This is a genomic window from Streptomyces sp. MA5143a (assembly GCF_900290235.1).
Taxonomy (GTDB): domain Bacteria; phylum Actinomycetota; class Actinomycetes; order Streptomycetales; family Streptomycetaceae; genus Streptomyces.
Genome location: NZ_OLMK01000014.1, coordinates 92,178 through 115,756 on the forward strand (window position 1 = coordinate 92,178; position 23,579 = coordinate 115,756).

Here is a 23,579-nt window from a genome sequence, read left to right on the forward strand (position 1 = left end):
CATGGGCGAGCTCGTCGACGACGAGGGGATGGGCGCCCTGGTCCAGCGGCTGTTCGACGCGCGGGACGACACCCTCCCCTATCTGACGCACCAGCGGGAGACCCTCCTCCGGGGCGAATTACGGGAACGGGTGGCCAAGCAGGCCGCCGTGTTCGCCGGGCACGGCATCGGACCGGGCAGCACCGTGGGCCTCCAGACCCCGCCCAGCTTCACCCAGGTCGAGGTGCTGCTCGCGCTGTGGCGGCTGGGCGCGCAGGTGCTGCTGTTCGACTTCCGGCTGAAGCCCGCCGAGGTGAGCGCGCTCGGCGAGGTCTGCCGCCCGCAGTTCATGGTCGGCGCCGGGTCGAACGTCCGGGCGACCTTCGGGTTCCGGCCCGAGTACGAGGTCACCACCGAGATCCGCAGGGGCGGGCGCCCCGCCGCCACCGCGCACCGGCTGGTCCAGTTCAGCTCGGGCTCCACCGGGCAGCCCAAGGTGATCGGCCGGACCGTGCGGTCGCTGGCCGCCGAGGTCGCGGCGTTCGGTGAGGTCCCCGGCATGCCCGGCCAGGGCGACCGGCTGCTGCTGCTCAGTTCGACCGCGCACAGCTTCGGCCTGATCGGCGGGCTGCTGCACGCCCTGGCCACCGGCGTCTCCGTGGTGTTCACCCCGCGTGTCTCGGCCCGTGACATCCTCCGGACCGCCGCGGAGCACCGCGTCACCACCCTGTTCGGGGTGCCGATGCACTACGAGCTGCTGGCCGCCGCCCTCGACGCCCCCGCCCTGCCCGACCTGCGGACCGCCGTGTCCGGCGGGGAGCTGATGCCGCCCGAGGTCGCCGCGGGGTTCGCCGAGCGGTACGGCGTGGAGGTCGGCGAGGCGTACGGCACGACCGAGACCGGGATCGTCGCCATCGACGTCGCCGGCCGGCTGCGGCCCTCCGTCGGGCGACCCGCGCCGGGCGTGGCGGTCCGCGTGCACAAGGGCGAACTGGACGTGGCGCTCGACGAGTCCCCGTACCTGTACGACACGGGCGGCACCCAGTACGCGGACGGCTGGCTGCACACCCGGGACCGGGCCACCGTCGCCGCCGACGGGACGGTCACCGTGGGCGGCCGCGCCGACTCCCTGGTCGTGATCGGCGGCCTCAAGGTCGACCTCACCGAGGTCGAGCACGTCCTGCGCCGCCACCCGGCGGTCGAACAGGCCGTCATCGTCCACGAGGACGTCACCGAGGCGTACGTGGCCCTCGCCGACGGGGCGGACAGCCCGTCGCCGGAGGAGCTGCTGCGCTGGTGCCGGGAACGGCTGGCCGACTACAAGCTGCCCCGCGTGATCCGGCTGCTCGACGACCTGCCCCGCACCTCCAACGGAAAGCTCGTCCGCCGGGCGGCCACGCTCCGCTCCGCGGGGTGAGCGGGCCACCGCGGTCGTCCGTTGTCCCTGCCATCGGTCACTGAAATCAGTCACTGGAGACCCTGATCATGACTACGTCCACTTTGGAAGACGAGATCCGCGAGTTCGTCCTGACCTCGGTCATCGACGAGATGAACATCCTGACGAGCCGCGACGGCATCACGGACGACAGCCCGGTGACGGTCGGCGGGCTGGAGGTGGACTCGCTGAGCCTGATCGAGTTGACGCTGCGGCTGGAGTCGCGGTTCGGCGTGGAGATCCCGGACACCGACATCGAACCGCTGGCCTCGCTGACCCTCGGCGGGCTCGTCGCCGAGGTCGTCCGACGCGGTGCCACGGCATGAGCGCGGAGACCTCCGCGCCGGCCGCCCTCACCACCGACACCGTCCGGGCCCTGCTCGCGGACCGGAAGATCTTCCCCGGTGTGCCCGAGGACCTCGACGAGGACGCCGAACTCGTCCTCGACTCCCTGGGGCTGGTGTGGCTGCTGCATGTGGTGGAGGAGCGGTACGGCCTGGTCGTGGAACCCGGCGACGACGACATCTCCCAGCTGACCTCGCTCCGCCGGCTCACCGAGTTCCTGCGGACGGCGGAACGCGCGGCGGAGCGGACGGCGGCGGACGGGGGTGAGCACCGTGACCGGTGAGGTGACGGTGACCGGGTTCGGTGTCCGTACGGCGTTCGGCACGGGCGCGGACGCGCTGCGGCGCGGGGTGTTCGCGGGCGTCCCCTCCTTCGCGCCGACCACCCGGTTCGACACCGGCCCGTACCGCACGCCGATGGCCGGCGCCGCCCCGGACGGACCCGACGCCGTCGAGGGCTGGGCCCTGCGCCACGCCCTCGCCCGCTGCGGGACCAAGGCCCTCGACATGGCGGGCCTGCCCCGGGGCACCGAGGCGGCGGTCCTGCTGGGCATCGCGGGTGACTGCACGAGCATCACCCGGCACTGGCGGGACGCGGCACGCCCGGGGGCCGGCTCCGACGGGCCCGACGGCTCCGAGGGCCTGGTGGACCCCCTCCGCGCACGGCTCGCCGACGCCGTCCCGGCGCTCCTCGCCGAGTCACTGGCCGGCGAGCTGGGCCTGACCGGGCCCCGGTTGACCTTCACCAACGCCTGTGTGGCGTCGGCGGCCGCGATCATCCACGGCTGCCGGCTGATCTCGTCCGGCCGGATCGACGCGGCGGTCTGCGCCGGCGGCTATCTGGTGGAGGAGGAGACGTTCGGGAAGTTCGACTCGGGCCGGGCGCTGTCCCGTGACGGCATGGTGCGCCCGTTCAGCGCGGACCGCACGGGCCTGCTGCTCGGCGACGGGGTCGCGGCCGTCGTACTGGAGTCGGCCGAGCACGCCCGGCGGCGCGGCGCCCGGCCGCTGGCGGGCGTGGTCGGCTGGGGCGCGGCCACCGACGCCCACCACATCGCGCAGCCGCACCCGGAGGGCGTGGGTCTCGCCCTCGCCGCCCGGCAGGCGCTGCGGCTGGCCGGCGACCCGGACGGCGCGGACCTCGGCTACGTCAACGCGCACGGCACCGGCACCAAGTACAACGACGGCGCCGAGACCCGGGGCCTGCGGGCCGCCCTGCCGAAGCGGGCCGAGTCGGTGCCGGTCAGCTCCACCAAGAGCACCACCGGGCATCTGCTGGAGGCCGCTGGGGTCGTGGAGTTCGTCATCACGATGCTGGCCCTGACGGACGGGATCATCCCGCCGACCGCGGGGTTCACCGCGCCGGACCCGGAGTGCGACCTCGACTACGTGCCGAACGAGCCCCGACCCGCCGACCTCCGCCGCGCCCTCACCATCAACGCCGCGTTCGGCGGCGCCAACACCGCGCTCGTCCTGGAGCGGCCGTGACGACCACAGAGAAGACGACGCTCCGCTCACCCCTCGCCGTGCTCACCACCGCCACCGCGACCCACGGCACCGGCCGTGACGGCGACATCGCGCTGCCGCGACTGCCCGGCTTCGTGGAGTCGGCGTTCAGTCCGCTGGCGTACGAGGTGGCGGCGCGCTGCCTGACCACGTGCCCGGGCGACGGTTCCCGTACGGCGGTGGCGCTGGCGAGTCTGATGGGGGACACCACCACCGCGGACCTAGCCAGTACCCGGATGGTGTCCGGGCGGGTGCACAACCCGCTGCTGTTCATGCAGGCCACGCCCAACTCCGTGCTGGGGCACCTGAGCCGGGAGTTCGGGATCACCGGGCAGATGTTCAGCCTCTCCACCCTGGACGACCCGGTCACCGAGCTGCTGGCCATGGCGGACCTGCTGCTGGAGGACCCGGAGCTGGACCGGGTCCTGGTACTGGGCGTGGAGCTGGGCGGCGGTGAACGGGTGGCCGCCGTGCACCGCGAGCTGACCGGCGACGACGGCCGCCCGGCCTGGGACCTGCCCGGGTCGGCCGGTCTGGCGGCGGCGCTGCTGCTGACCCGGCCCGGCCCCGAGGCCCCGGTGACGGTCCGCGCGACGGAGACGGACGACGCCGGGCCTGCCCTGGCGGTCCCGCATCACGGCAGCGTCCAGGGCCTGTTCGACCTGGCCGACGCCCACCGGCGGCTGCTGCGCGACGGCGGCAGCCAGGTCCTGGCGGCGGCGGGTCCGGCGGCAGCGGCGTTCCTCCTCAGTTCCGAACGGCTCCCGGAGAGAAACGAGACGGACACCCATGCTCATCAGTAGGCAGGAGCGGGCGCGGATCTGCTCCGACAGCGAACTCGGCGCCGGCAACGTCCTGTACCGGCTGAAGGAGTACGACCGCGCCCTCGACGAGCCCGTCCTACGGTTCGACGGCACCTGGCGGGCCCCCGACGGCAGCCACCCGGAGGTCCTGACGCTCGGGCAGTTGTACGAGGTGGTCGAGGCGTACGCGGGCTGGTACGCGGCCCGGGGGGTGCGGCCCCGTGACCCGGTGGCGATCCACTCGTACACGGCGGCCGAGTTCGCGGTGAACTTCCTGGCGCTCACGGCGCTCGGCGCGATCCCCTCGTTCGTCAACGGCAATCTGTCGCCGGAGATCGCCCGCGAGTACGTCCGCCGGCAGGGTGTGGTGGGCGCCTTCACCGACGAGGCGCACCACGAGGTGCTGGCGGGGGCGCCCGGCCTCGGCTTCTGTGCGACCGCCGCCGGGATCCGGCCGGAGGACCGGGAGTCGCTCCCGGCGTCGTACCCCTACCGGCACGACCCCGGCGACCCGGTGCTGATCTCCCACTCGTCGGGCACCACGGGCCTGCCCAAGGGGGTGCCGCACACGCACCGGACCCTGATGTACGCGCAGCTGCACCGGCTGCGCTACTCCACCGGCACCGACATGGAGCGCACGCTGGTCGGGCTGCCGGGCGCGCACAACGCGATGGTGGCGACGCTGATGTACTGCCTGCTGCTGCGCACCGACATCAAGCTGCTGTCCAGTCAGCGCGGCACGGACGTGCTGGACGCCATCGAGGAGTTCCGTCCGACGACGGTACTGGCGTTCGCCGGGACGTTCGGCGAGATGGCCGCCCAGGATCTGTCGGCGCGTGATCTGTCGAGCGTGCAGGTGTGGTTCAACACCGGGGACGCGGCGCACGAGGCGCACATCCGGGCGCTCGTGCGGCACGGCAGCCATGTCGAGATCCGCCGGGATCTCAGCCGTACGCGCGTCGACGGATCGGTGTTCGTGGACGGGCTCGGTTCGTCGGAGGCCGGCTACTCGGTCTTCCACAACCGGCACACCAAGGACACCTCGGCATACGCGCGCTGTGTGGGCAAGCCGATCAGCTTCGCGGAGGCCGCCGTGCTCGCCGAGGACGGCACCCCGCTGCCGCCCGGACAGATCGGCCGGCTGGGTCTCAAGTCGCCGACGCTGACGCCGGGTTACTGGAACGACTCGCTGACCTGGAACCGGATGCGGCTCGGCGGCTACTGGCTCACCGGCGACCTCGCCCACCAGGACGAGGAGGGCAACTTCTACCACCTGGACCGGTCCCCGGACGCCATCCGCACCGCCGCCGGCATCGTCTTCAGCACCCGCACCGAGGAGGTGCTGCTGGCGGAGGTCCCCGGGCTCGCCGACTGCACGGTGGTCGGGGTCGCCCCCGACGGCGTACGGGCGGACTGGGACGGCGACGGGGAGGCCGAGGCGTACGCGCTGCTCCAGCTCGCCGACGAGGGCGCGACCGGGGACGGCGGCGCGGGCGGCACGGGTGACGAGGAGTGGACCGCGCGCGTCAATTCGGTGCTGACGGCGGCGGGTCTTCCGCCGGTGACGCGGGCCCTGCGGATGAGGCCGGACGACGTGGCCAAGGGCGCCACCGGCAAGGTTCTGAAACGAGTGATGCGCGACAGGTTCGCCGCCGGTCCGGCCGACGCGGCCGGCGCCCCGGCCGACACCGTCGCCGAGGAGCACGCATGAGCACGCGTACGGATGACGGCACCGTCAACCACCGGGCCGCGACCGTGGAGGCGTACCGCCTGTGGTGGCAGCACGACGCCCACTGGTACCAGGGGGTGGCCGCCAGATTCGGTCAGGAGGCGGCGAACGAGATCAACGCCGAGGCGCTGCGCAAGGTCGCCCTGCACGTCGGACAGCGCGTCGCCCGCCTCGCCGGGCCGCTCCCCGACTCCGGTGACGTCCGCAAGGACCTGGAGGAGCTGCGCCGCCGCTACGACGACTGCGGCGACCGGATGTTCCCGCCCGAGCTGCGCAACGCCTCCACCGAGGTCGAGGACGACGATCTGATCGTCCTCACGCTGAGGCGGAACTTCGCGATCACCATGGTCCGCATGGCGGGTTCCCTGGAGGGATACCGCTGCCCCTGCACCGCCGTCCACGCGGGCTGGTCCGAGGGGCTCGGCGTGACCCTGGCCGAGAACCGCGCCGAGAGCTGTCTGCGCGAGGGCGACAAGGCGTGCCGACTGCTGATGCGGGTCTCCGCGCCCGCCCCGGCCGGAACGGAGGGCTGAGGCATGCGGATCCTTGTCGCAGGGGCCACCGGAGTGGTCGGGCATCCCCTGGTGGGCGCGCTGCGGGAGCGCGGCCACGAGGTGAGCGCACTCGTCCGGAAGGGGGCCCGCGACCGGGCTCCCGACGCGGACGAAATGGTGGTCGCCGACGCCCTCGACGGTGCGGCGCTGCTGTCGGCGGTGTCGGCCGCCCGGCCCGAGGTGATCGTCCATCAGATGTCGGCCCTGCGGCTGCTGCCCGACGACCCTCCGGCGGCGTTCGCGCAGACGGCGCGGCTGCGCATCGAGGGCACCGCGAACCTGATCGCGGCGGCCCGCGCCGCCGGTGCGCGCCGGCTGGTCGCCCAGTCCATCGCCTTCGCCGCCGCGCCCGCCGGGGAGCCGGTCCTCGACGAGGACGCCCCGCTGTACGTGGACGCCCCCGATCCCGGCTGGGCGGCGACCGTAGGTGCGGTCGCCGAGCTGGAACGGCAGGTGCTGGGCGCCGGCCTGGAGGGGGTGGTGCTGCGGTACGGCACCCTGTACGGCCCCCGCACCGCGTACGCCCGTACCGGCGGCGCCGCGCAGGCCGTGCTGGCCGGGCAGCTGCCGTTGCCCGGCGGTGGCTCCGGGATCATGTCGTTCCTGCATGTGGAGGACGCGGTGGGCGCGGCCGTGGCGGCCGTCGAGGCGGACGCGACCGGCGTGTTCCATGTGACGGACGACGACCCGGCCCCGGCCGCGCAGTGGCTCCCCCACTTCGCGCGGGCGCTCGCCGCGCCCTCCCCCCGTACGGTTCCCGCGGCCCTCGCGCCCCGGCTGCTCGGCTGGTTCATGGCGCACCAGCTGACCTCCGCCCACGGCGCGGCCAACGCCCGGGCGCGGGCCCGGCTGGGCTGGAAGCCGGCGCGGCCGAGCTGGCGCGACGCGCTGGGCCGGGAATGACCGGTCCCGACCGTGCCGTCACCGTCCGCGTGATCGGCGCCGCACCCGACGACAGCGTGGTCCGTACGACGACCGTGTGGCGCTGTCCGACGACGATCGGAACCAGCGAGCAGAGAGGGAGTGCACGATGACAGGGACGGCGGCCCGTTCGGTCCTCGTCACCGGGGGGAACCGGGGCATCGGTCTGGCCATAGCCCGGCGTTTCGTCACGGCCGGCGACCGGGTCACGGTCACCTACCGGGGCGAGGAGCCCCCCGCCGGTGAGAACGTCCTCGCCGTCCGGTGCGACGTCACGGACGGCGAGCAGGTCGATCAGGCGTTCAAGGAGGCGGAGGCGGCCCACGGTGAGGTGTCGGTGCTGGTCGCCAACGCGGGCTTCACCCTGGACCGGCTGCTGCTGCGGATGACCGAGGACGACTTCACCTCGGTCGTCGACACCAACCTCACGGGGGCCTTCCGGGTCGCCCGGCGGGCGGTGCGCGGGATGCTCCGCGCGGGCCACGGCCGTATCGTCCTGATCTCCTCCACAGCCGCCCTGCACGGCGCCCCCGGCCAGACCAACTACGCGGCGGCCAAGGCGGGCCTCGTCGGCTTCGCCCGCGCCCTCACCCAGGAGCTGGGCGCCCGCGACATCACCTGCAACGTCGTCGCCCCCGGCCTCACCGAGACCGACATGAGCCGCGCCCTCACCCCGGAGCAGCGCCGTGAGCTGCTGCGCACCACCCCGGCGGGCCGGCTGGGCCGGCCCGAGGAGGTCGCCGACGCGGTGGCGTTCCTGGCCGGCGCCGGCTATGTGCGCGGCGCCGTGATCCCGGTCGACGGAGGCGCCGGCCTCGGGCACTGAGACAGGGTGGGGAGGGGCTTGGAGTGCCTCCCCCCTCCCCACCCGATCCACTACCGGCGGCCGCGCAGCTCCCGGTACTTGGCGACCAGGGCCCGCGTGGACGCGTCCAGACCCGGCACCTCGGCGCCCTCGGTCAGGGCGGGTTCGACCCGCTTGGCGAGGACCTTGCCCAGCTCGACGCCCCACTGGTCGAAGGAGTCGATGTTCCAGACGGCGCCCTGGACGAACACCTTGTGCTCGTACAGCGCGATCAGCTGGCCGAGGACCGACGGGGTCAGTTCCTTCGCCAGGATCGTGGTCGTGGGGTGGTTGCCCTTGAACGTCTTGTGCGGCACCAGGTCCTCGGCCACGCCCTCGGCCCGCACCTCGTCCGGTGTCTTGCCGAAGGCCAGCGCCTGCGTCTGGGCGAAGAAGTTCGCCATCAGCAGGTCGTGCTGGGCCCTGAACCGCTCACCGAGATCGGCGACCGGCTCGGCGAAGCCGATGAAGTCCGCCGGGATCAGCTTCGTGCCCTGGTGGATCAGCTGGTAGTAGGCGTGCTGCCCGTTCGTGCCCGGCGTGCCCCAGACCACCGGCCCGGTCTGCCACTCGACCTCCTGGCCGTCACGTCCCACGTACTTGCCGTTGGACTCCATGTCGAGCTGCTGGAGGTACGCCGTGAACTTGGACAGGTAGTGGCTGTACGGCAGGACGGCGTGGGACTGGGCGTCGTGGAAGTTGCCGTACCAGATGCCGAGCAGGCCCAGCAGCAGCGGCACATTGGACTCGGCGGGCGCGGTGCGGAAGTGTTCGTCGACGATCCGAAAGCCGTCGAGCATCTCCCGGAAGCGGTCCGGGCCGATCGCGATCATCAGCGACAGACCGATCGCCGAGTCGTACGAGTAGCGGCCGCCGACCCAGTCCCAGAACTCGAACATGTTGGCGGTGTCGATACCGAAGTCCGACACCTTCCCGGCGTTCGTCGAGAGCGCCACGAAGTGCTTGGCGACGGCCTCGGGGCCCGCCTTCAGCTCGGTCAGCAGCCAGTCGCGGGCGGAGGTCGCGTTGGTGATCGTCTCGATCGTGGTGAACGTCTTCGAGGCGATGACGAACAGCGTCTCCGCCGCGTCCAGGTCCCGGACGGCCTCGTGCAGGTCGGCTCCGTCGACGTTCGACACGAAGCGGACGACCAGGTCGCGGTCGGTGTAGGAGCGCAGCACCTCGTACGCCATGGCCGGGCCCAGGTCCGAGCCGCCGATGCCGACGTTGACGATGTTCTTGATGCGCCTGCCGGTGTGTCCGGTCCACTCGCCGGAGCGGATCCGCTCGGCGAAGCCGGCCATCCTGTCGAGGACGGCGTGCACGGCCGGCACCACGTTCTCGCCGTCGACCTCGATCACCGCGTCACGCGGGGCGCGCAGCGCCGTGTGCAGGACGGCGCGGTCCTCGGTGGTGTTGATCTTCTCGCCGCGGAACATGGCGTCCCGCAGTCCGAACACATCGGTCGCGGCGGCCAGCTCCCGCAGCAGCCGCAGTGTCTCGTCGGTGACCAGGTGCTTGGAGTAGTCGACGTGCAGATCGCCGACCTCCAGCGTGTACCCGGTGCCGCGCCCGGGGTCGGCCGCGAACAACTCCCGCAGCTCCACGTCGCCCAGCTGCTCCCGGTGCTCGGCCAGCGCCGTCCACTCGGGCGTCTGGTTGAGCCTGGTACGGCTTTCTGCGTTCATCTCGGACTTCAGCCTTCTTTCCTACTGGTCCTGCGTACCTTGCCCCGCTGCCGGTCCCAACCTAATTGATCACGGGACGACACGAGCGGTCGTCCCTCCGTGGTCCGGCTCGACAACAGATACGTCGGCCGTGCGCACCGGTGTCAGCGTGTCGAGGGACAGGAGACGAACAGGAGGGAAAGCGGCGCCCGGCGAACGACTACGGCCGGACACCCCGAGGTGCCCGGCCGGCCGCACTTCCTAGATCTCGCCCCGCAGTTTGGCGAGCGCCTCGGCGAGGATCGCCTCGCCGTCCGCGTCGCTGCGTCGCTCCCGCACATAGGCGAGGTGCGTCTTGTAGGGCTCGGTGCGCGGTGGGTCCGGCGGGTTGTCCCGGTCCTGTCCGGCCGGGAAGCCGCAGCGCGGGCAGTCCCAGGTGTCGGGGACCTGCGCGTCGCTTGCGAAGCTCGGCTGGGTCTCGTGTCCGTTGGAGCACCAGAAGGAGATGCGAAGCCGGGGTGCGGACTCGCCGCGCTCGGCTTCGCCCATCGGCCCCGCCCCGACCCGGCTTCCTCGGATCGCGTTGCCACTTGCCACGGTCGTAACTCCCTGCGTGATGGTGCGGCGAAGCGAGTCGGCGTTTCGCTTCGCTGCGAGCGCCTCAGTCTACGTAAGGCCCAACGCGCGTCCAGTGGTTGGAGTTACCTCCCATCCCAGACGCGAGCCCCATGATAGGCCGCGCTCGAAGTCGCGTACCCAGCATGGGGCTTTACGTGCGGATTGGTGCGTCCGTGACGCGTTGTCCTACGCGGACCCGAGGGTCAGTTGTTGACCTTCATGAGGATGCCGAGTACGACAATGCACGCGAACCACAGCAGACCGACCACCACGGTGATCCGGTCGAGGTTGCGCTCGGCGACCGAGGAGCCGCCGACGGACGACTGCATGCCGCCACCGAACATGTCGGAGAGGCCGCCGCCCTTGCCCTTGTGCATCAGCACCAGCAGCATCAGCAACCCGCTGAAGACGATCAGGGCGATCGAGAACCCCATAACCACGGCTGGACCAACTTCCTCGGATCTGGATGGACGACAGGGGCATGGCGGCTGAGCCATGCCCCCGCAAGACTACGACGTTACGCCGCTACCGCCTACTCACCTTTTCCTGATCGCCGTCGGGACGCTCTGATCCGGTGTCGGGAGGCCGACGGCTCACTGGTCACGGAAGCGCACGATCTTGACGAACTCGTCCGCGTCCAGGGAGGCGCCGCCGACGAGGGCGCCGTCGATGTCGGCCTGGGCCATGATCTCGGCGACGTTGCCGGCCTTGACGGAGCCGCCGTACTGGATGCGGACCTGGTCGGCCAGCTCCTGGCTGTACAGCTCGGTCAGCTTGGCACGGATGGCCGCGCAGACCTCCTGGGCGTCGTCGGCGCCGCAGACCTTGCCGGTGCCGATGGCCCACACGGGCTCGTAGGCGATGACGACGGTCTCGGCGTGCTCGGCGGGGACGTCCTTCAGGCCGCCCTCGACCTGGGCGAGGGTGTGGGAGACGTGGTTGCCCGCCTCGCGGACCTCCAGCTCCTCACCGACGCAGAGGATCGGGGTGAGGCCGTGCTTGAAGGCGGCCTTGACCTTGGCGTTGACGATCTCGTCGGTCTCGTCGTGGTACTGGCGGCGCTCGGAGTGGCCGACCGCCACGAAGGTGCACTTGAGCTTGGCCAGCATCGGGCCGGAGATCTCGCCGGTGTAGGCGCCGGAGTCGTGGGCCGACAGGTCCTGGGCACCGTACTTGATCTTGAGCTTGTCGCCGTCGACGAGGGTCTGCACGGACCGCAGGTCGGTGAAGGGGGGCAGGACCGCGACCTCGCAGGCCTCGTAGTCCTTGTCGGCCAGGGCGAAGGCGAGCTTCTGGACGTGGGCGATGGCCTCGAGGTGGTTGAGGTTCATCTTCCAGTTGCCCGCCATCAGGGGCAGGCGGCCGTTTTCAACAGCAGTCATCGAGGGTCAGTCCTCCAGTGCGGCGAGTCCGGGGAGCGTCTTGCCCTCGAGGTATTCGAGGGAGGCGCCGCCACCGGTCGAGATGTGGCCGAATGCGTTCTCGTCGAAGCCCAGGATGCGCACGGCCGCGGCGGAGTCTCCGCCGCCGACGACCGTGAACGCCTCGGAGTCGAGGAGAGCCTGGGCGACCGCCTTGGTGCCCTCGGCGAAATCGGGGTGCTCGAAGACGCCCATCGGCCCGTTCCAGAAGACGGTGGCCGCGTCGGCGATCTTCGAGGCGTACAGCTTGCGGGATTCCGGACCGATGTCCAGACCCATCTGGTCGGCCGGGATGGCGTCCGCGGCGACGGCGGTGGGGTCGGCCGGGGCCTTGGCCTTCAGGTCCGGGAACGCGGACGCAACCAGGGCGTCGACGGGCAGGACCAGTTCGACACCGGTCTTCTCGGCGCGCTCCAGGTACTCCTCGACGGCCGGGAGCTGGTCCTCCTGGAGGAGGGAGCTGCCGATCTCGTACCCCTTGGCCTTGAGGAAGGTGTACGCCATGCCGCCGCCGATGAGGATGCGGTCGGCCTTGCCGAGCAGTTGGTCGATGACCGCGAGCTTGTCGGAGACCTTGGCGCCGCCGAGCGCGACCACATAGGGACGCTTGACGTCCTCGGTGAGCTTCTTGAGGACGCCGACCTCGGTGGCGATGAGGTGGCCGGCGTAGTGCGGCAGCCGGGCCGGAAGGTCGAAGACGGACGCGTGCCGCCGGTGAACCGCCCCGAAGCCGTCGCCCACGTAGACGTCGGCGAGGCCGGCGAGCCGGTCCGCGAAGGCGGCGCGCTCGGCGTCGTCCTTGGACGTCTCGCCGGCGTTGAAGCGCAGGTTCTCCAGCACGGCGACCTGGCCGTCGGCGAGGCCCGTGACGGTGGCCTCGGCGGACTCGCCGACCGTGTCCGTCGCGAACGCCACGTCGGCGCCGAGGAGTTCACCGAGGCGGGCGGCGGCCGGGGCGAGCGAGAAGGCGGGGTCCGGGGCGCCCTTGGGGCGGCCCAGGTGTGAGGCGACGACCACGCGGGCGCCCGCGTCGGCGAGGGCCTTCACGGTGGGCAGGACGGCGCGGATACGGCCGTCGTCGGTGATCGTGGTGCCGGAGAGCGGCACGTTCAGGTCGGCGCGGACGAAGACCCGCTTTCCGGCGACTCCGTCGGCGAGGAGTTCGTCGATCGTCTTCATTGAGGGGACTCCCGGAGAGGACTTGTGGTGCTCGTGATCGTAAGAGGGCCGTTTCGCACGTGAGTCAGGGCCCGGGCGGCGCGTCACTGCGCCGCCCGAGCCCTGCCGTCACCTCACGTGCCTGTTTCCGTCGATCAGAGCTGGTTGCCGACGAAGACCGTCAGGTCGACGAGGCGGTTGGAGTAGCCCCACTCGTTGTCGTACCAGCCGAGGATCTTCACCGACGTGCCTTCCTGGACCATGGTCAGGGAGGCGTCGAAGGTGCAGGAGGCCGGGTCGCTGACGATGTCCGAGGACACGATCTGGTCCTCGGTGTAGAACAGGATGCCCTTGAGGTCGCCGTCCTCGGAGGCCTTCTTGAAGGCGGCGTTGACCTCGTCCTTGGTGACCTCGCGCTGCAGCTGCACGACCAGGTCGGTGGCCGAGCCGGTCGGGACCGGGACGCGCATCGCGATGCCGTCGAGCTTGCCCTTGAGCTGCGGCAGGACCAGCGCGGTCGCCTTCGCGGCACCGGTGGTGGTCGGGATGATGTTCTCGGCGGCGGCGCGGGCGCGACGCAGGTCCGAGTGCGGGAAGTCCAGGATGCGCTGGTCGTTGGTGTACGCGTGGACCGTCGTCATCAGACCCTTGACGATGCCGAAGTTCTCGTCGAGGACCTTCGCCATCGGCGCCACACAGTTGGTGGTGCAGGAGGCGTTGGAGATGACGTGGTGGTTCGCCGGGTCGTACTTGTCCTGGTTGACGCCCATCACCACGGTGATGTCCTCGTCCTTGGCCGGAGCCGAGATGAGGACCTTCTTGGCGCCGCCGGCGAGGTGCTTCTCGGCGTCGGCCTTCTTCGTGAAGATGCCGGTGGACTCGATGACGATGTCGACGCCCAGCTCGCCCCACGGGATGTCGGCGGGGTTGCGCTCGGAGAGGACCTTGATGGTGTGGCCGTCCACGGTGATCGTGTCGGCGGTGTGCGACACCTCGGCCTTGAGACGGCCCAGGATGGTGTCGTACTTCAGCAGGTGAGCGGTGGTCGCGGTGTCACCCAGGTCGTTGACAGCCACGATCTCGATGTCCGCACCCTGCTCCAGCAGCGCGCGGAAGTAGTTACGACCGATGCGGCCAAAGCCGTTGATGCCTACGCGGATCGTCACGAACCGATCTCCTCGTTGGTACGCCGGCTCAGTGCCGGCGAGCTGTATGGGATGTCCCCGACCGCCTACGACCCTACCTCCCCGACACCCGTCGAGTGACATCGAGATGCCCTATACATGCCGGTGCGGTCCGTACTCGCCAGTAGGGGTACGGACCGCCCGGGTTTTGCAAGCTGATTACCTTTTGAGCGGCCCCCCGATCATCTGATTTCAGACGTTCGGGGTGGCCTCTCCAGGGCCTGCCATCAGCCCTTCGGCGCAGTCGGCGCTCACTTCCTGAGCGCCGCCAGCGCCTTGCCGAGCAGGGCCGTGCGGTCGGCCGCCGCGGGCACCTGCTCCAGGCCGAAGCCCAGCAGCACGGTGTCGTTCGTGGTGACCGCGCCGAACGTCTTGAACAGTTCGCCGGACAGGCCCCAGTCCCGGACGACCGCCGGGCTGCCCGCGGGCGGGCCGGGGGTCTTCCACGCGCCGAGCGACGTCTCGAAGCCCTCGGTCGCGCCGGCGGTGCCGCCGGTGACCACCGTGGTGTTGTCGAGCAGCACGCCACGGCCGCCGGAACCGGGGTCGGTGATGTAGCTGAAGGACACCTCGACCGACTTGCCGGCGTAGGCGGACAGATCGAACTCGACCTGCTTCCAGCCGTCGGAGGCCCCGGTGAAGCTGTTCCAGGCACCGCTGGTGCCGGTCGGCGTGCAGCCACCGGAGCCCAGGGTCAGGTACCGCTTCAGCGCCGGGTGGGCCTGGATGAAGTACCCGGCCTCGCACTCGGCGGGCACGGCGGTGGAGGTGGCGCCGCCCGCCTCGGGCAGCGTCGTCCAGTCGTCCGCCCCGGCGGTGTGCGCCTCCAGGACCGCGTGGTCGTAGCCCTCCTCGGTGTTCCACAGGATCCGGGTGCGCAGCGTGGGCTTGTCGGCCGCGGTCACCGAGGTGAGGTCGATGGTGCGGGTGAGCCGGTTCCAGGCGTAGTCGGAGTGCGTGACCGCCGCCATCGACGCGCCCTCGTACGGGCCGTAGGGGTTGACGGTGCCGGGGTACTGGCCGGCCCCGGAGCTCGCGAACTGCGGGAAGGCGCTCGCGGGCAGGGCGTCGGAGGTGAGGCCGAACGACCCGGCCGTGTTGAGCGGGTTGCCGGGCGCGTCACCGAGCGTTCCCGTGAAGCCCGCCAGCCTGCCGCCGCCCGCGAAGGACTTGGCGTCGGGCAGGGAGGTCCGGCTGTAGGCGCCCAGGTAGTACTGGCTGAAGTCGTTGGACAGGGTGCCGCCGCCGAGGTCGACGGAGCCGCCGGCGCTCTCGCCCGCCTCGATCAGCTTGCCGCCCTCGTTGAGGTAGGCGCGCAGGGCGAGCTGGGTGGCGACACCGGGGCGCACGGCGCCCGTGTAGTGGACGACCTGCTTGAAGTGCTTCAGTACGCCCAGCGCGTCGGGAGCACCCTGGGTGGCGACGTCCCAGACGAGCGCCTTCTTGCCGTTGGCCTTCAGCGCGTCGACATAGGTCTGGGTCTGGGTCGCGGTCGCGCCCTCCTCGGCGACGACGAGGGTGTCGGCCTTGGGCCGCTCGGCGATCGTGTAGGTGAAGCGCTCGCTGCGGGTGGGCTTGCCGCTCTTGGTCTCGCCGGTGAACCAGACCTCGACCTTGTCGCCGGGTTCGCCGTCCTGGACCTTCGCCCGGTACTCGTCGAACCAGAGGTTGTCCTCACCACCGAACGTCTCGCCGCCCTTCCAGGGCCTGAGCGTCTGGTCGTAGGTCCGGCCCCGGCCGTTGATCCGGTACTTCAGCTCCTTGTCGCGCACGGACTTGCGGGCGACGACGGAGATCTCCTGGTCGGCGCCGCGCGAGTACGACGTGGTGAAGGACGCCGGGGTGAAGTCGGGGGCGTCGAGGCCGACCGAGGACTTCGGCTGGTCGGGCTTGGCCGCGGACTCGGCGACGGAGAGCGCGAACGGGATGTTCTTCTCGAACTCCTGCTTGATCAGCTTCTCGTCGTCCGGGAACGTGAAGACGGAGGCGCAGTCCTCCGGCTTCCAGGCGTCGGCCGGGTCGATGTTCGACGCGGTCTGGCACGTCGACATCTCGGGGGTGAACATCGCCGTGCCGTTGACGTTGGCCGCGTGGCCGTCCGCCTCGCCGTTGGTGGTGTACAGCTCCGAGGAGAGCTGGGGGTGGTAGCCGGGGACCGCCGGGTTCTCCGGGGTGCCGGCCAGCGCCTTGTAGAGCACGTCGTCCGGGGTGGGGGTGGCCACCTGCCAGCCGACGCCGTAGAGGATCAGTTCGGCGGCGGAGTGGTAGTTGATGCCGTACTCGAAGCCGATGCGCTTCTCGAAGGCGTCCAGGGCCTTGGTCTCGGGCTCGGAGCCCGGGCTCGCGCCGCGATAGGTCTCGCTGGTGGGGAACGGGGACGAACCCTCGTTGTCGTAGCCCCACTTGTAGGCGAAGTTGCGGTTGAGGTCGACGCCGTCGCCGACGGTGATGGCCTTGTCGCCGTTGATGTCACGCAGATTCTTGCGCCACTGACGGTTGCCGTCGGCCTTGTGGGTGAAGTCGTAGCCGTCCGGGTTGGCGGAGATCAGGAACCACAGCTCGGTGGTGTCGACGATCTTCTTGATCCGCTTGTCCGTCTTGTAGTTGTCCAGGTAGTGGTGCATCAGCCGCCGGGTCATCTCCGGGGTGATCCACTCACGGGCGTGCTGGTTGGACATGTACAGGACGGAGGGCTTGGCGCCGTCCTTGGTCTTCTTCGCGTTCTTGGTCAGCTTGAGCGCGAGGATGTCCTGTCCCTGGAGGGACTTGCCTATGGAGACCACCTTGGTCAGGGACGGGTTCTCCTGACCGGTCCGGAGGATCTCCTCCTTGATGTTGCCGGCGCCGCTGTAGGGGCGGTAGACCCCGTCGCCCGCGGCGTCCACCCGGGCCTCCGCCTTGCGGGTGAGTCTGTGCTCCTTGAGGTCGACACCCTGTTCCTCCAGGGCCTTCGCCTGCTTGTCGGTGAGGTAGACCTCGACCGACGCGGTGCCCTTCTCCGGTGCCTGCTCGCTGAGTTCGTGACCGTCCTGCCCGGCCGCCAGAAGCAGGGGTATCTGCTTCTTCGTGACCTCGGCGCGGAAGACCTTGACCTCTTCCGTATCGCCGGAACCGTCGTTCTCGGCCGCCTGGGCGAACGGCGCGAGCCCCGCCCCGCCGCCCAGCAGGAGCACGCCGGCAGCGAGGATCGATCTCGCTCTTCGTCTCATGAGCCCCCCTTGCGTGGGTTCGCCACAGTGGCGAACAGACGACAGGCTCATGTCAGATCAGGGTCACGTCAAGGGTGCCGCACAAGCCACACAAGGCTTTCACCCCGTCGCCGAAAAGCCGGCGCCGACAGCCCAACAGGGCGCCGGCACCGGCGAGTTCATCGACACGGCGTTCGGGTGACGGATGGTCACCCGACGAGGTTTTCGGCCATCTCCTCGGTGAGGCTCGACTCGGTCCCCGGGATGCCCAGGTCCTGAGCGCGCTTGTCCGCCATGGCCAGCAGCCGACGGATACGGCCCGCGACGGCGTCCTTGGTGAGCGGCGGGTCGGCGAGCGCGCCCAGCTCCTCCAGCGAGGCCTGCTTGTGCTCCATGCGCAGCCGTCCGGCGGCAGCGAGGTGCTCGGGCACGTCGTCGCCGAGGATCTCCAGGGCACGGCCCACCCGGGCACCGGCGGCGACGGCGGCCCGGGCCGAGCGGCGCAGGTTGGCGTCGTCGAAGTTGGCGAGCCGGTTGGCCGTGGCCCGGACCTCGCGGCGCATCCGCCGCTCCTCCCAGGCCAGCACGGACTCATGGGCGCCGAGCCGGGTCAGCAGCGCGCCGATCGCGTCGCCGTCCCGTACGACGACCCGGTCGACGCTGCGCACCTCGCGGGCCTTCGCCGCGATCGACAGCCGGCGGGCCGCGCCGACCAGCGCGAGGGCGGCCTCCGGACCCGGGCAGGTCACCTCCAGGGAGGACGAACGGCCGGGCTCGGTGAGCGAGCCGTGCGCCAGGAACGCCCCGCGCCAGGCGGCCTCGGCATCGCAGGTGGCCCCCGAGACCACCTGCGGGGGCAGCCCCCGGATGGGCCGGCCGCGACCGTCGACCAGCCCCGTCTGACGGGCCAGCTGGTCGCCGCCCGCGACGACCCGCACCACATAGCGCGAGCCGCGGCGCAGTCCGCCGGGCGCCATCACGATCAGTTCGGAGCTGTGGCCGAAGATCTCCAGGATGTCCCGCTTGAGGCGGCGCGCCGCCATCGCGGTGTCCAGCTCCGCCTCGATCACGATGCGGCCGCTCACCAGGTGCAGCCCGCCCGCGAACCGCAGGATCGCCGAGACCTCCGCCTTTCTGCAGCAGGTCCGGGTGACGGGTAGCCGGGAGATCTCGTCCTTCACCGCTGCCGTCATCGCCATGGGCCGATCCTTCCATGCATCCGAAAAATACGGTCGTACGCGGCGGCCAGCAGCTCCGGATCATGCCGCGGAGATCCATCGGGCCGGGCCACCGGCGCCAGCTCGACCGCGGCGCCGAACCGCTTCGCGGCCTCGGTGAGCAAATCACGGTCGGGCACGGCGGCCTCGTCGGCCAGCACCACGTCCAGGGCGAGTTTAGGGGCGTGTCGTGCCAAAACCTCCAAATGACGCTGCGGGGAGAAGCCATCGGTTTCTCCCGGCTGCGGGGCGAGGTTCAGCGACAGCACGAGCCGGGCCTTGGTCTCGGTGAGGGCGTCGAGCAGCTCGGGCACGAGCAGGTGCGGGATGACCGACGAGAACCAGGAGCCGGGGCCGAGCACCACCCAGTCGGCGTCGAGGACGGCCTCCACCGCCTCGGGCACGGCGGGCGGGTCGTGCGGCACGACGTGCACCGACTGCACCTCACCGGGGGTGAGCGCGACGGTCGCCTGACCGCGGACGGTGTCGACGTCGTCGGGGCGCGCCGGGTCGTGCCCCTTGACCAGGGCCTGGAGCTCCAGGGGCACCGCGGACATGGGCAGCACGCGGCCCTGCGCGCCGAGCAGCCTGCCGACCAGGTCCAGCGCCTGGACGTGGTCGCCGAGCTGCTCCCACAGGGCGACGATCAGCAGGTTGCCGACGGCGTGGTCGTGCAGGTCGCCCTGGGAGGTGAAGCGGTGCTGGATGACACGGGCCCAGGTCTGGCCCCAGTCGTCGTCACCGCACAGCGCGGCCAGCGCCTTGCGCAGGTCGCCGGGCGGGAGCACGCCCAGCTCGTCGCGCAGGCGTCCGCTGGAGCCGCCGTCGTCGGCCACGGTGACGACGGCGGTGAGGTCGCCGGTGATCCGGCGCAGTGCGGCGAGCGAGGCGGACAGGCCCATGCCGCCGCCGAGCGCGACGACCTTGGGCTGGGCGCCACGACGGCGCGGCCGGCCGCCGCGGGCCTCGGCGGGGCCTGCGTTGCGTCCTTCCGGGGTGGTCCGGCGCAGTCTGCTCAGCCGCAGAGCAGCACGTCCGGTCATTCGCGGCCCATGTCGCGGTGCACGACGACGGTCTCGACGCCCTGGGAGGCGAGGCGGGCGGCGAGCTTCTCGGAGGTGGCGACCGAGCGGTGCTTGCCGCCGGTGCAGCCGACCGCGATGGTCACGTACCGCTTGCCCTCGCGGCGGTACCCGGCGGCGATCAGCTGGAGCAGCTCGGCGTAGCGGTCGAGGAACTCCTTGGCGCCGGGCTGGTTGAAGACGTACGCGGAGACCTCCTCGTTGAGGCCGGTGTACGGGCGCAGCTCCGGGACCCAGTGCGGGTTGGGCAGGAAGCGCATGTCCACGACGAGGTCGGCGTCGACGGGGAGGCCGTACTTGAAGCCGAAGGACATGACGGTGGCCCGCAGCTCGGGCTCCTCCTCGCCGGCGAACTGGGCGTCCATCTTGGCGCGCAGCTCGTGCACGTTCAGGCTGGAGGTGTCGATCACCAGGTCGGCGTCGCCGCGCAGCTCGCGCAGCAGCTCCCGCTCGGCGGCGATGCCGTCGACGATGCGGCCGTCGCCCTGGAGGGGGTGCGGGCGGCGCACCGACTCGAAGCGGCGCACCAGGGCGTCGTCGGAGGACTCCAGGAAGACGATCCTGCGGGTGACGTTCTTCGTCTCCAGGTCGGCGAGGGAGTCGCGGAGGTTGTCGAAGAAGCGGCGGCCGCGGACGTCGACGACGACCGCGATCCGCGCCACGTTGCCCTGGGAGCGGGCGCCGAGCTCCACCATGGTGGGGATCAGCGCGGGCGGCAGGTTGTCCACGACGAACCAGCCGAGGTCCTCCAGGCACTTGGCGGCCGTGGACCGGCCGGCGCCGGACATGCCGGAGATGATGACCAGTTCGGGGATGGCCGCCTCGGGGACCCCGGCTGTTTCGATGCCCGTACTCACGTGTGCTCCGTCTTCCTGTGGCGCTGGGTGCTGGGAGGCGTGGTCGCCCACCGCGCTGGGGGCCTGCCCGCGCTCCGCTGTGTGCTCTGGGTGCTGTTCTTCTGGACGCTCGGGGCGCTCGTGGGGTTCTGGGCGCTGCTGGTGCTCGGTCATGTCTCCTGCCCTCGTCGCCGGTCCGGTGGACCCGCGGTGAAAGCCGCCACGGGCTCCACGGAGGTGTCCGCCGTCGTGCCGGGCTCCTCGTCCTCCATGATCTCTCCCGTGGCGGTGTTCACGGCGGGTGCCGCCGGAGCGGCCTCCGCGAGGGCCACGGCGATGGTCTCGGCCGTCTTGCGGCCTATGCCGGGGACCTCGCAGATCTGGTCGATCGTCGCGGCGCGCAGTTTCTTCAGCGAGCCGAAGTGCTTGAGCAGGGCCTGCTTGCGGGTGTCGCCGAGGCCGGGCACGTCGTCCAGGGGGCTCGCCCGGAACCGCTTGGCCCGCTTGGTGCGCTGGTAGGTGATGGCGAAGCGGTGGGCCTCGTCGCGGACCCGCTGGAGGAGGTACAGGCCCTCGCTGGTGCGGGGCAGGACCACCGGGTCGTCCTCGCCGGGCAGCCAGACCTCCTCCAGGCGCTTGGCGAGGCCGCACACGGCGATGTCGTCGATGCCCAGCTCGTCCAGGGCGCGGCGGGCGGCGGCGACCTGCGGCTGTCCGCCGTCGACGACGACGAGCTGCGGCGGGTAGGCGAAGCGCTTGGGGCGGCCGTCCTCCTCGGTGAAGGCGTCCTCGCCCTCGGCCCACTCCCCGGTCTTCTCCTTCTCCGCGAGGTAGCGCCGGAAGCGGCGGGCGATGACCTCGTGCATGGACCGGACGTCGTCCTGGCCCTCGCCGTGCCAGACCTGGGTGTCCCCGACACGGCCCTTGATCTGGAAGCGGCGGTACTCGCTCTTGCGGGCCAGCCCGTCCTCGAAGACGACCATGGAGGCCACGACGTCGTCGCCCTGGAGGTGGGAGATGTCGTAGCACTCGATCCTGAGCGGGGCGCTGTCGAGGTCGAGGGCCTCGGCGATCTCCTCCAGGGCCCGGGAGCGGGTGGTGAGGTCGGAGGCCCGCTTGGTCTTGTGCAGCACCAGCGACTGCTGGGCGTTGCGCTGCACGGTCTCCATGAGGGCCTTCTTGTCGCCCCGCTGCGGGATGCGCAGGGAGACGTTCGAGCCGCGGCGCCCGGTGAGCCACTCCTGGACGGGCTCGACGGGGTCGGGCAGCGCCGGGACGAGGACCTCCTTGGGCACCGAGTCGCCGGTCTCCTCGCCGTAGAGCTGCTGGAGGGCGTGCTCGACGAGGTCACCGGTGGTGACGGCCTCGACCTTGTCGGTGACCCAGCCGCGCTGGCCGCGTACCCGTCCGCCGCGGACGTGGAAGATCTGGACGGCGGCCTCCAGCTCGTCCTCGGCGACCGCGATCAGGTCGGCGTCGGTCGCGTCGGCGAGCACGACCGCGTTCTTCTCCATGGCCTTCTTCAGGGCCTCGATGTCGTCGCGCAGCCGGGCGGCCCGCTCGTACTCCATCTCCTCGGCCGCGTCCATCATCTGCCGCTCCAGGCGGCGGAGGTAGGTGCCGGTGCGGCCGGCCATGAAGTCGCTGAACTCCTCGGCCAGTTCCCGGTGCTCCTCGGCGGTGACGCGTTCGACGCAGGGGGCGGAGCACTTGCCGATGTAGCCGAGCAGACAGGGGCGGCCGGTGCGGGCCGCGTTCTTGAAGACGCCGGCCGAGCAGGTGCGGACGGGGAAGACGCGCAGCAGCAGGTCCACGGTGTCGCGGATCGCCCACGCGTGCGCGTACGGGCCGAAGTACTTGACGCCCTTCTTCTTGTGACCGCGCATCACCTGCACGCGGGGGTACTGCTCGTTCATCGTGACCGCGAGGTACGGGTAGCTCTTGTCGTCGCGGTACTTGACGTTGAACCGGGGGTCGAACTCCTTGATCCAGGAGTACTCCAGCTGGAGCGCCTCCACCTCCGTGGACACCACCGTCCACTCCACGGAGGCGGCCGTGGTGACCATGGAGCGGGTGCGCGGGTGGAGGCCGGCCAGGTCCTGGAAGTAGTTGGCCAGGCGCTGGCGCAGGCTCTTCGCCTTCCCGACGTAGATCACCCGGAGGTGCTCGTCACGGAACTTGTACACCCCGGGTGAGTCCGGGATCTGTCCCGGACTGGGGCGGTAGCTGGAGGGATCGGCCATGCTCCACACCCTACTGGCGGGGAGTGACAGCGAGGGGCGCCCGGGCAGCCGTGGGAGGGCGGCCGCCCGGCCTGTCGTCAAGGACCCTAACGGGTCTCCAGGAACGTCAGGACGGCCAGGACCCGGCGGTGGTCGTCCGGTTCCTCCGGCAGCCTCAGCTTGCCCAGGATGCTCCGTACATGCTTCTCGACGGTGCCCTCGGTGACCCACAGTCGCTTGCCGATGCCCGCGTTGGAGCGCCCCTCGGCCATGAGGCCGAGCACCTCGCGCTCACGGTTGCTGAGCATGGCCAGCGGATCGTCGCGGCGCTGTGCGGCGACCAGCTCCTGCACGAGTGAGGGATCCACCACACAGCCGCCCCGGTGGATGCGGTCGAGCGTCTCCAGGAACTCGTCGACGGCGGTGATCCGGCTCTTGAGCAGGTAGCCGATGCTGCGCCCGCCGGCCAGCAGCTCCAGCGCGTCCTCGACCTCCACGAACGCCGACAGGACGAGGATCCCGACCGAGGGGTACCGCTCACGGATGGCCCGGGCCGCCTTCAGGCCCTCGGTGGACTGGGTCGGCGGCATCCTGATGTCGATGATCGCGATGTCCGGCACCTGCGACTCGACGAGGTCCATGAGCCCGCTGCCGTCGCCGGCCTGGCCCACCACCTCGTATCCGACGCGCTCGCACAGACTGGCCACTCCCTCGCGCAGGAGCACGTCGTCGTCCGCGAGCACCACCCGTCCCAGCGCCGGATGCTGATCGGCGTGCATTGGTCTCGGCCTCCCCCTGCCCGACCTGTTCTCTTCTCCACGGCAGCCTGCCTGATCGCGGTCTTACGGCTAGCTGGAAGCCTAGTTGGGGG

General features: G+C 71.2%; 21 protein-coding genes. 9 read left to right on the plus strand and 12 right to left on the minus strand.

Annotation, left to right across the window (positions count from 1 at the left end; genetic code table 11):
- The first annotated feature begins 1 nt into the window (after nt 1).
- The 9 genes from SMA5143A_RS07230 (at nt 2) to fabG (ending at nt 8,097) form a co-directional block, all read left to right on the plus strand.
- Nucleotides 2-1,396, plus strand: coding sequence for a class I adenylate-forming enzyme family protein (locus SMA5143A_RS07230; protein WP_107462077.1), 1,395 nt, complete (start codon nt 2-4; stop codon nt 1,394-1,396).
- Nucleotides 1,397-1,464: 68 nt separating this feature from the next.
- Nucleotides 1,465-1,740 carry an acyl carrier protein gene (locus SMA5143A_RS07235; RefSeq protein WP_181361768.1) on the plus strand — a complete coding sequence of 92 codons (276 nt, stop codon included), beginning with the start codon at nt 1,465-1,467 and terminating at the stop codon, nt 1,738-1,740.
- Entirely contained in the window at nt 1,737-2,042 is a 306-nt protein-coding gene (locus SMA5143A_RS07240) for a hypothetical protein (RefSeq protein WP_107462079.1), read from the plus strand. Before SMA5143A_RS07235 ends, SMA5143A_RS07240 begins: the two co-directional genes overlap by 4 nt.
- A complete protein-coding gene (locus SMA5143A_RS07245) occupies nt 2,032-3,246 on the plus strand; it encodes a beta-ketoacyl-[acyl-carrier-protein] synthase family protein (RefSeq protein WP_107462172.1) in 1,215 nt (404 codons plus the stop codon). Before SMA5143A_RS07240 ends, SMA5143A_RS07245 begins: the two co-directional genes overlap by 11 nt.
- Nucleotides 3,243-4,067, plus strand: a complete 825-nt coding sequence (locus SMA5143A_RS07250) for a hypothetical protein (protein ID WP_107462080.1) — start codon at nt 3,243-3,245, stop codon at nt 4,065-4,067. The genes SMA5143A_RS07245 and SMA5143A_RS07250 overlap by 4 nt, the downstream gene beginning before the upstream one ends.
- A complete protein-coding gene (locus SMA5143A_RS07255) occupies nt 4,054-5,778 on the plus strand; it encodes a class I adenylate-forming enzyme family protein (RefSeq protein WP_107462081.1) in 1,725 nt (574 codons plus the stop codon). The genes SMA5143A_RS07250 and SMA5143A_RS07255 overlap by 14 nt, the downstream gene beginning before the upstream one ends.
- Entirely contained in the window at nt 5,775-6,329 is a 555-nt protein-coding gene (locus SMA5143A_RS07260; protein ID WP_107462082.1) for a hypothetical protein, read from the plus strand. The genes SMA5143A_RS07255 and SMA5143A_RS07260 overlap by 4 nt, the downstream gene beginning before the upstream one ends.
- Before the next feature lie 3 nt (nt 6,330-6,332).
- On the plus strand, nt 6,333-7,253 hold the full coding sequence (locus SMA5143A_RS07265) for an NAD-dependent epimerase/dehydratase family protein (RefSeq protein ID WP_107462083.1): 921 nt from the start codon (nt 6,333-6,335) through the stop codon (nt 7,251-7,253).
- A gap of 127 nt (nt 7,254-7,380) precedes the next feature.
- Nucleotides 7,381-8,097 (plus strand): 3-oxoacyl-ACP reductase FabG, encoded by a 717-nt coding sequence (gene fabG, locus SMA5143A_RS07270; RefSeq protein ID WP_107462084.1) that lies wholly within the window; start codon nt 7,381-7,383, stop codon nt 8,095-8,097.
- 50 nt (nt 8,098-8,147) lie between these two features.
- Here fabG and pgi read toward each other — a convergent pair whose 3' ends face one another.
- The 12 genes from pgi to SMA5143A_RS07330 form a co-directional block, all read right to left on the minus strand.
- Complete coding sequence (pgi, locus tag SMA5143A_RS07275) at nt 8,148-9,803, minus strand: glucose-6-phosphate isomerase (protein ID WP_107462085.1); 1,656 nt, start codon at nt 9,801-9,803, stop codon at nt 8,148-8,150.
- 240 nt (nt 9,804-10,043) lie between these two features.
- Entirely contained in the window at nt 10,044-10,379 is a 336-nt protein-coding gene (locus tag SMA5143A_RS07280; RefSeq protein WP_003957010.1) for an RNA polymerase-binding protein RbpA, read from the minus strand.
- Between the two features lie 224 nt (nt 10,380-10,603).
- Nucleotides 10,604-10,834, minus strand: a complete 231-nt coding sequence (secG, locus tag SMA5143A_RS07285) for a preprotein translocase subunit SecG (protein WP_055514354.1) — start codon at nt 10,832-10,834, stop codon at nt 10,604-10,606.
- 159 nt (nt 10,835-10,993) lie between these two features.
- Nucleotides 10,994-11,749, minus strand: coding sequence for a triose-phosphate isomerase (tpiA, locus tag SMA5143A_RS07290; RefSeq protein ID WP_107462086.1), 756 nt, complete (start codon nt 11,747-11,749; stop codon nt 10,994-10,996).
- A 39-nt stretch (nt 11,750-11,788) separates the two neighbouring features.
- Entirely contained in the window at nt 11,789-13,000 is a 1,212-nt protein-coding gene (locus tag SMA5143A_RS07295) for a phosphoglycerate kinase (protein WP_107462087.1), read from the minus strand.
- Nucleotides 13,001-13,134: 134 nt separating this feature from the next.
- Complete coding sequence (gene gap, locus SMA5143A_RS07300) at nt 13,135-14,145, minus strand: type I glyceraldehyde-3-phosphate dehydrogenase (protein ID WP_055538514.1); 1,011 nt, start codon at nt 14,143-14,145, stop codon at nt 13,135-13,137.
- 269 nt (nt 14,146-14,414) lie between these two features.
- Complete coding sequence (locus SMA5143A_RS07305; protein ID WP_107462088.1) at nt 14,415-17,372, minus strand: M14 family metallopeptidase; 2,958 nt, start codon at nt 17,370-17,372, stop codon at nt 14,415-14,417.
- 188 nt (nt 17,373-17,560) lie between these two features.
- Complete coding sequence (whiA, locus tag SMA5143A_RS07310; RefSeq protein ID WP_055514344.1) at nt 17,561-18,550, minus strand: DNA-binding protein WhiA; 990 nt, start codon at nt 18,548-18,550, stop codon at nt 17,561-17,563.
- Nucleotides 18,541-19,611 (minus strand): gluconeogenesis factor YvcK family protein, encoded by a 1,071-nt coding sequence (locus SMA5143A_RS07315; RefSeq protein WP_107462089.1) that lies wholly within the window; start codon nt 19,609-19,611, stop codon nt 18,541-18,543. Before SMA5143A_RS07315 ends, whiA begins: the two co-directional genes overlap by 10 nt.
- Nucleotides 19,608-20,660: an RNase adapter RapZ gene (gene rapZ, locus SMA5143A_RS07320; protein WP_107462090.1), complete on the minus strand. Its 1,053-nt coding sequence runs from the start codon at nt 20,658-20,660 to the stop codon at nt 19,608-19,610. The genes SMA5143A_RS07315 and rapZ overlap by 4 nt, the downstream gene beginning before the upstream one ends.
- The gene (gene uvrC, locus SMA5143A_RS07325; RefSeq protein WP_107462091.1) at nt 20,657-22,729 is read right to left on the minus strand and encodes an excinuclease ABC subunit UvrC; all 2,073 of its coding nucleotides are present in this window, start codon (nt 22,727-22,729) and stop codon (nt 20,657-20,659) included. Before uvrC ends, rapZ begins: the two co-directional genes overlap by 4 nt.
- An 86-nt stretch (nt 22,730-22,815) precedes the next feature.
- Nucleotides 22,816-23,487: a response regulator transcription factor gene (locus tag SMA5143A_RS07330; RefSeq protein ID WP_099968787.1), complete on the minus strand. Its 672-nt coding sequence runs from the start codon at nt 23,485-23,487 to the stop codon at nt 22,816-22,818.
- Between the last annotated feature and the right edge of the window lie 92 nt (nt 23,488-23,579).

What these genes read in the sequence shown, in the direction of transcription:
- SMA5143A_RS07260 (WP_107462082.1), top strand. Translation starts at nt 5,775, where the DNA reads ATGAGCACGCGTACGGATGACGGCACCGTCAACCACCGGGCCGCGACC.
- uvrC (WP_107462091.1), bottom strand. Translation starts at nt 22,729, where the DNA reads ATGGCCGATCCCTCCAGCTACCGCCCCAGTCCGGGACAGATCCCGGAC.
- SMA5143A_RS07265 (WP_107462083.1), top strand. Translation starts at nt 6,333, where the DNA reads ATGCGGATCCTTGTCGCAGGGGCCACCGGAGTGGTCGGGCATCCCCTG.
- SMA5143A_RS07295 (WP_107462087.1), bottom strand. Translation starts at nt 13,000, where the DNA reads ATGAAGACGATCGACGAACTCCTCGCCGACGGAGTCGCCGGAAAGCGG.
- SMA5143A_RS07315 (WP_107462089.1), bottom strand. Translation starts at nt 19,611, where the DNA reads ATGACCGGACGTGCTGCTCTGCGGCTGAGCAGACTGCGCCGGACCACC.
- pgi (WP_107462085.1), bottom strand. Translation starts at nt 9,803, where the DNA reads ATGAACGCAGAAAGCCGTACCAGGCTCAACCAGACGCCCGAGTGGACG.
- rapZ (WP_107462090.1), bottom strand. Translation starts at nt 20,660, where the DNA reads ATGACCGAGCACCAGCAGCGCCCAGAACCCCACGAGCGCCCCGAGCGT.
- whiA (WP_055514344.1), bottom strand. Translation starts at nt 18,550, where the DNA reads ATGGCGATGACGGCAGCGGTGAAGGACGAGATCTCCCGGCTACCCGTC.
- SMA5143A_RS07240 (WP_107462079.1), top strand. Translation starts at nt 1,737, where the DNA reads ATGAGCGCGGAGACCTCCGCGCCGGCCGCCCTCACCACCGACACCGTC.
- SMA5143A_RS07230 (WP_107462077.1), top strand. Translation starts at nt 2, where the DNA reads ATGGGCGAGCTCGTCGACGACGAGGGGATGGGCGCCCTGGTCCAGCGG.
- secG (WP_055514354.1), bottom strand. Translation starts at nt 10,834, where the DNA reads ATGGGGTTCTCGATCGCCCTGATCGTCTTCAGCGGGTTGCTGATGCTG.
- SMA5143A_RS07255 (WP_107462081.1), top strand. Translation starts at nt 4,054, where the DNA reads ATGCTCATCAGTAGGCAGGAGCGGGCGCGGATCTGCTCCGACAGCGAA.
- SMA5143A_RS07305 (WP_107462088.1), bottom strand. Translation starts at nt 17,372, where the DNA reads ATGAGACGAAGAGCGAGATCGATCCTCGCTGCCGGCGTGCTCCTGCTG.
- SMA5143A_RS07235 (WP_181361768.1), top strand. Translation starts at nt 1,465, where the DNA reads ATGACTACGTCCACTTTGGAAGACGAGATCCGCGAGTTCGTCCTGACC.
- SMA5143A_RS07330 (WP_099968787.1), bottom strand. Translation starts at nt 23,487, where the DNA reads ATGCACGCCGATCAGCATCCGGCGCTGGGACGGGTGGTGCTCGCGGAC.
- fabG (WP_107462084.1), top strand. Translation starts at nt 7,381, where the DNA reads ATGACAGGGACGGCGGCCCGTTCGGTCCTCGTCACCGGGGGGAACCGG.
- tpiA (WP_107462086.1), bottom strand. Translation starts at nt 11,749, where the DNA reads ATGGCGGGCAACTGGAAGATGAACCTCAACCACCTCGAGGCCATCGCC.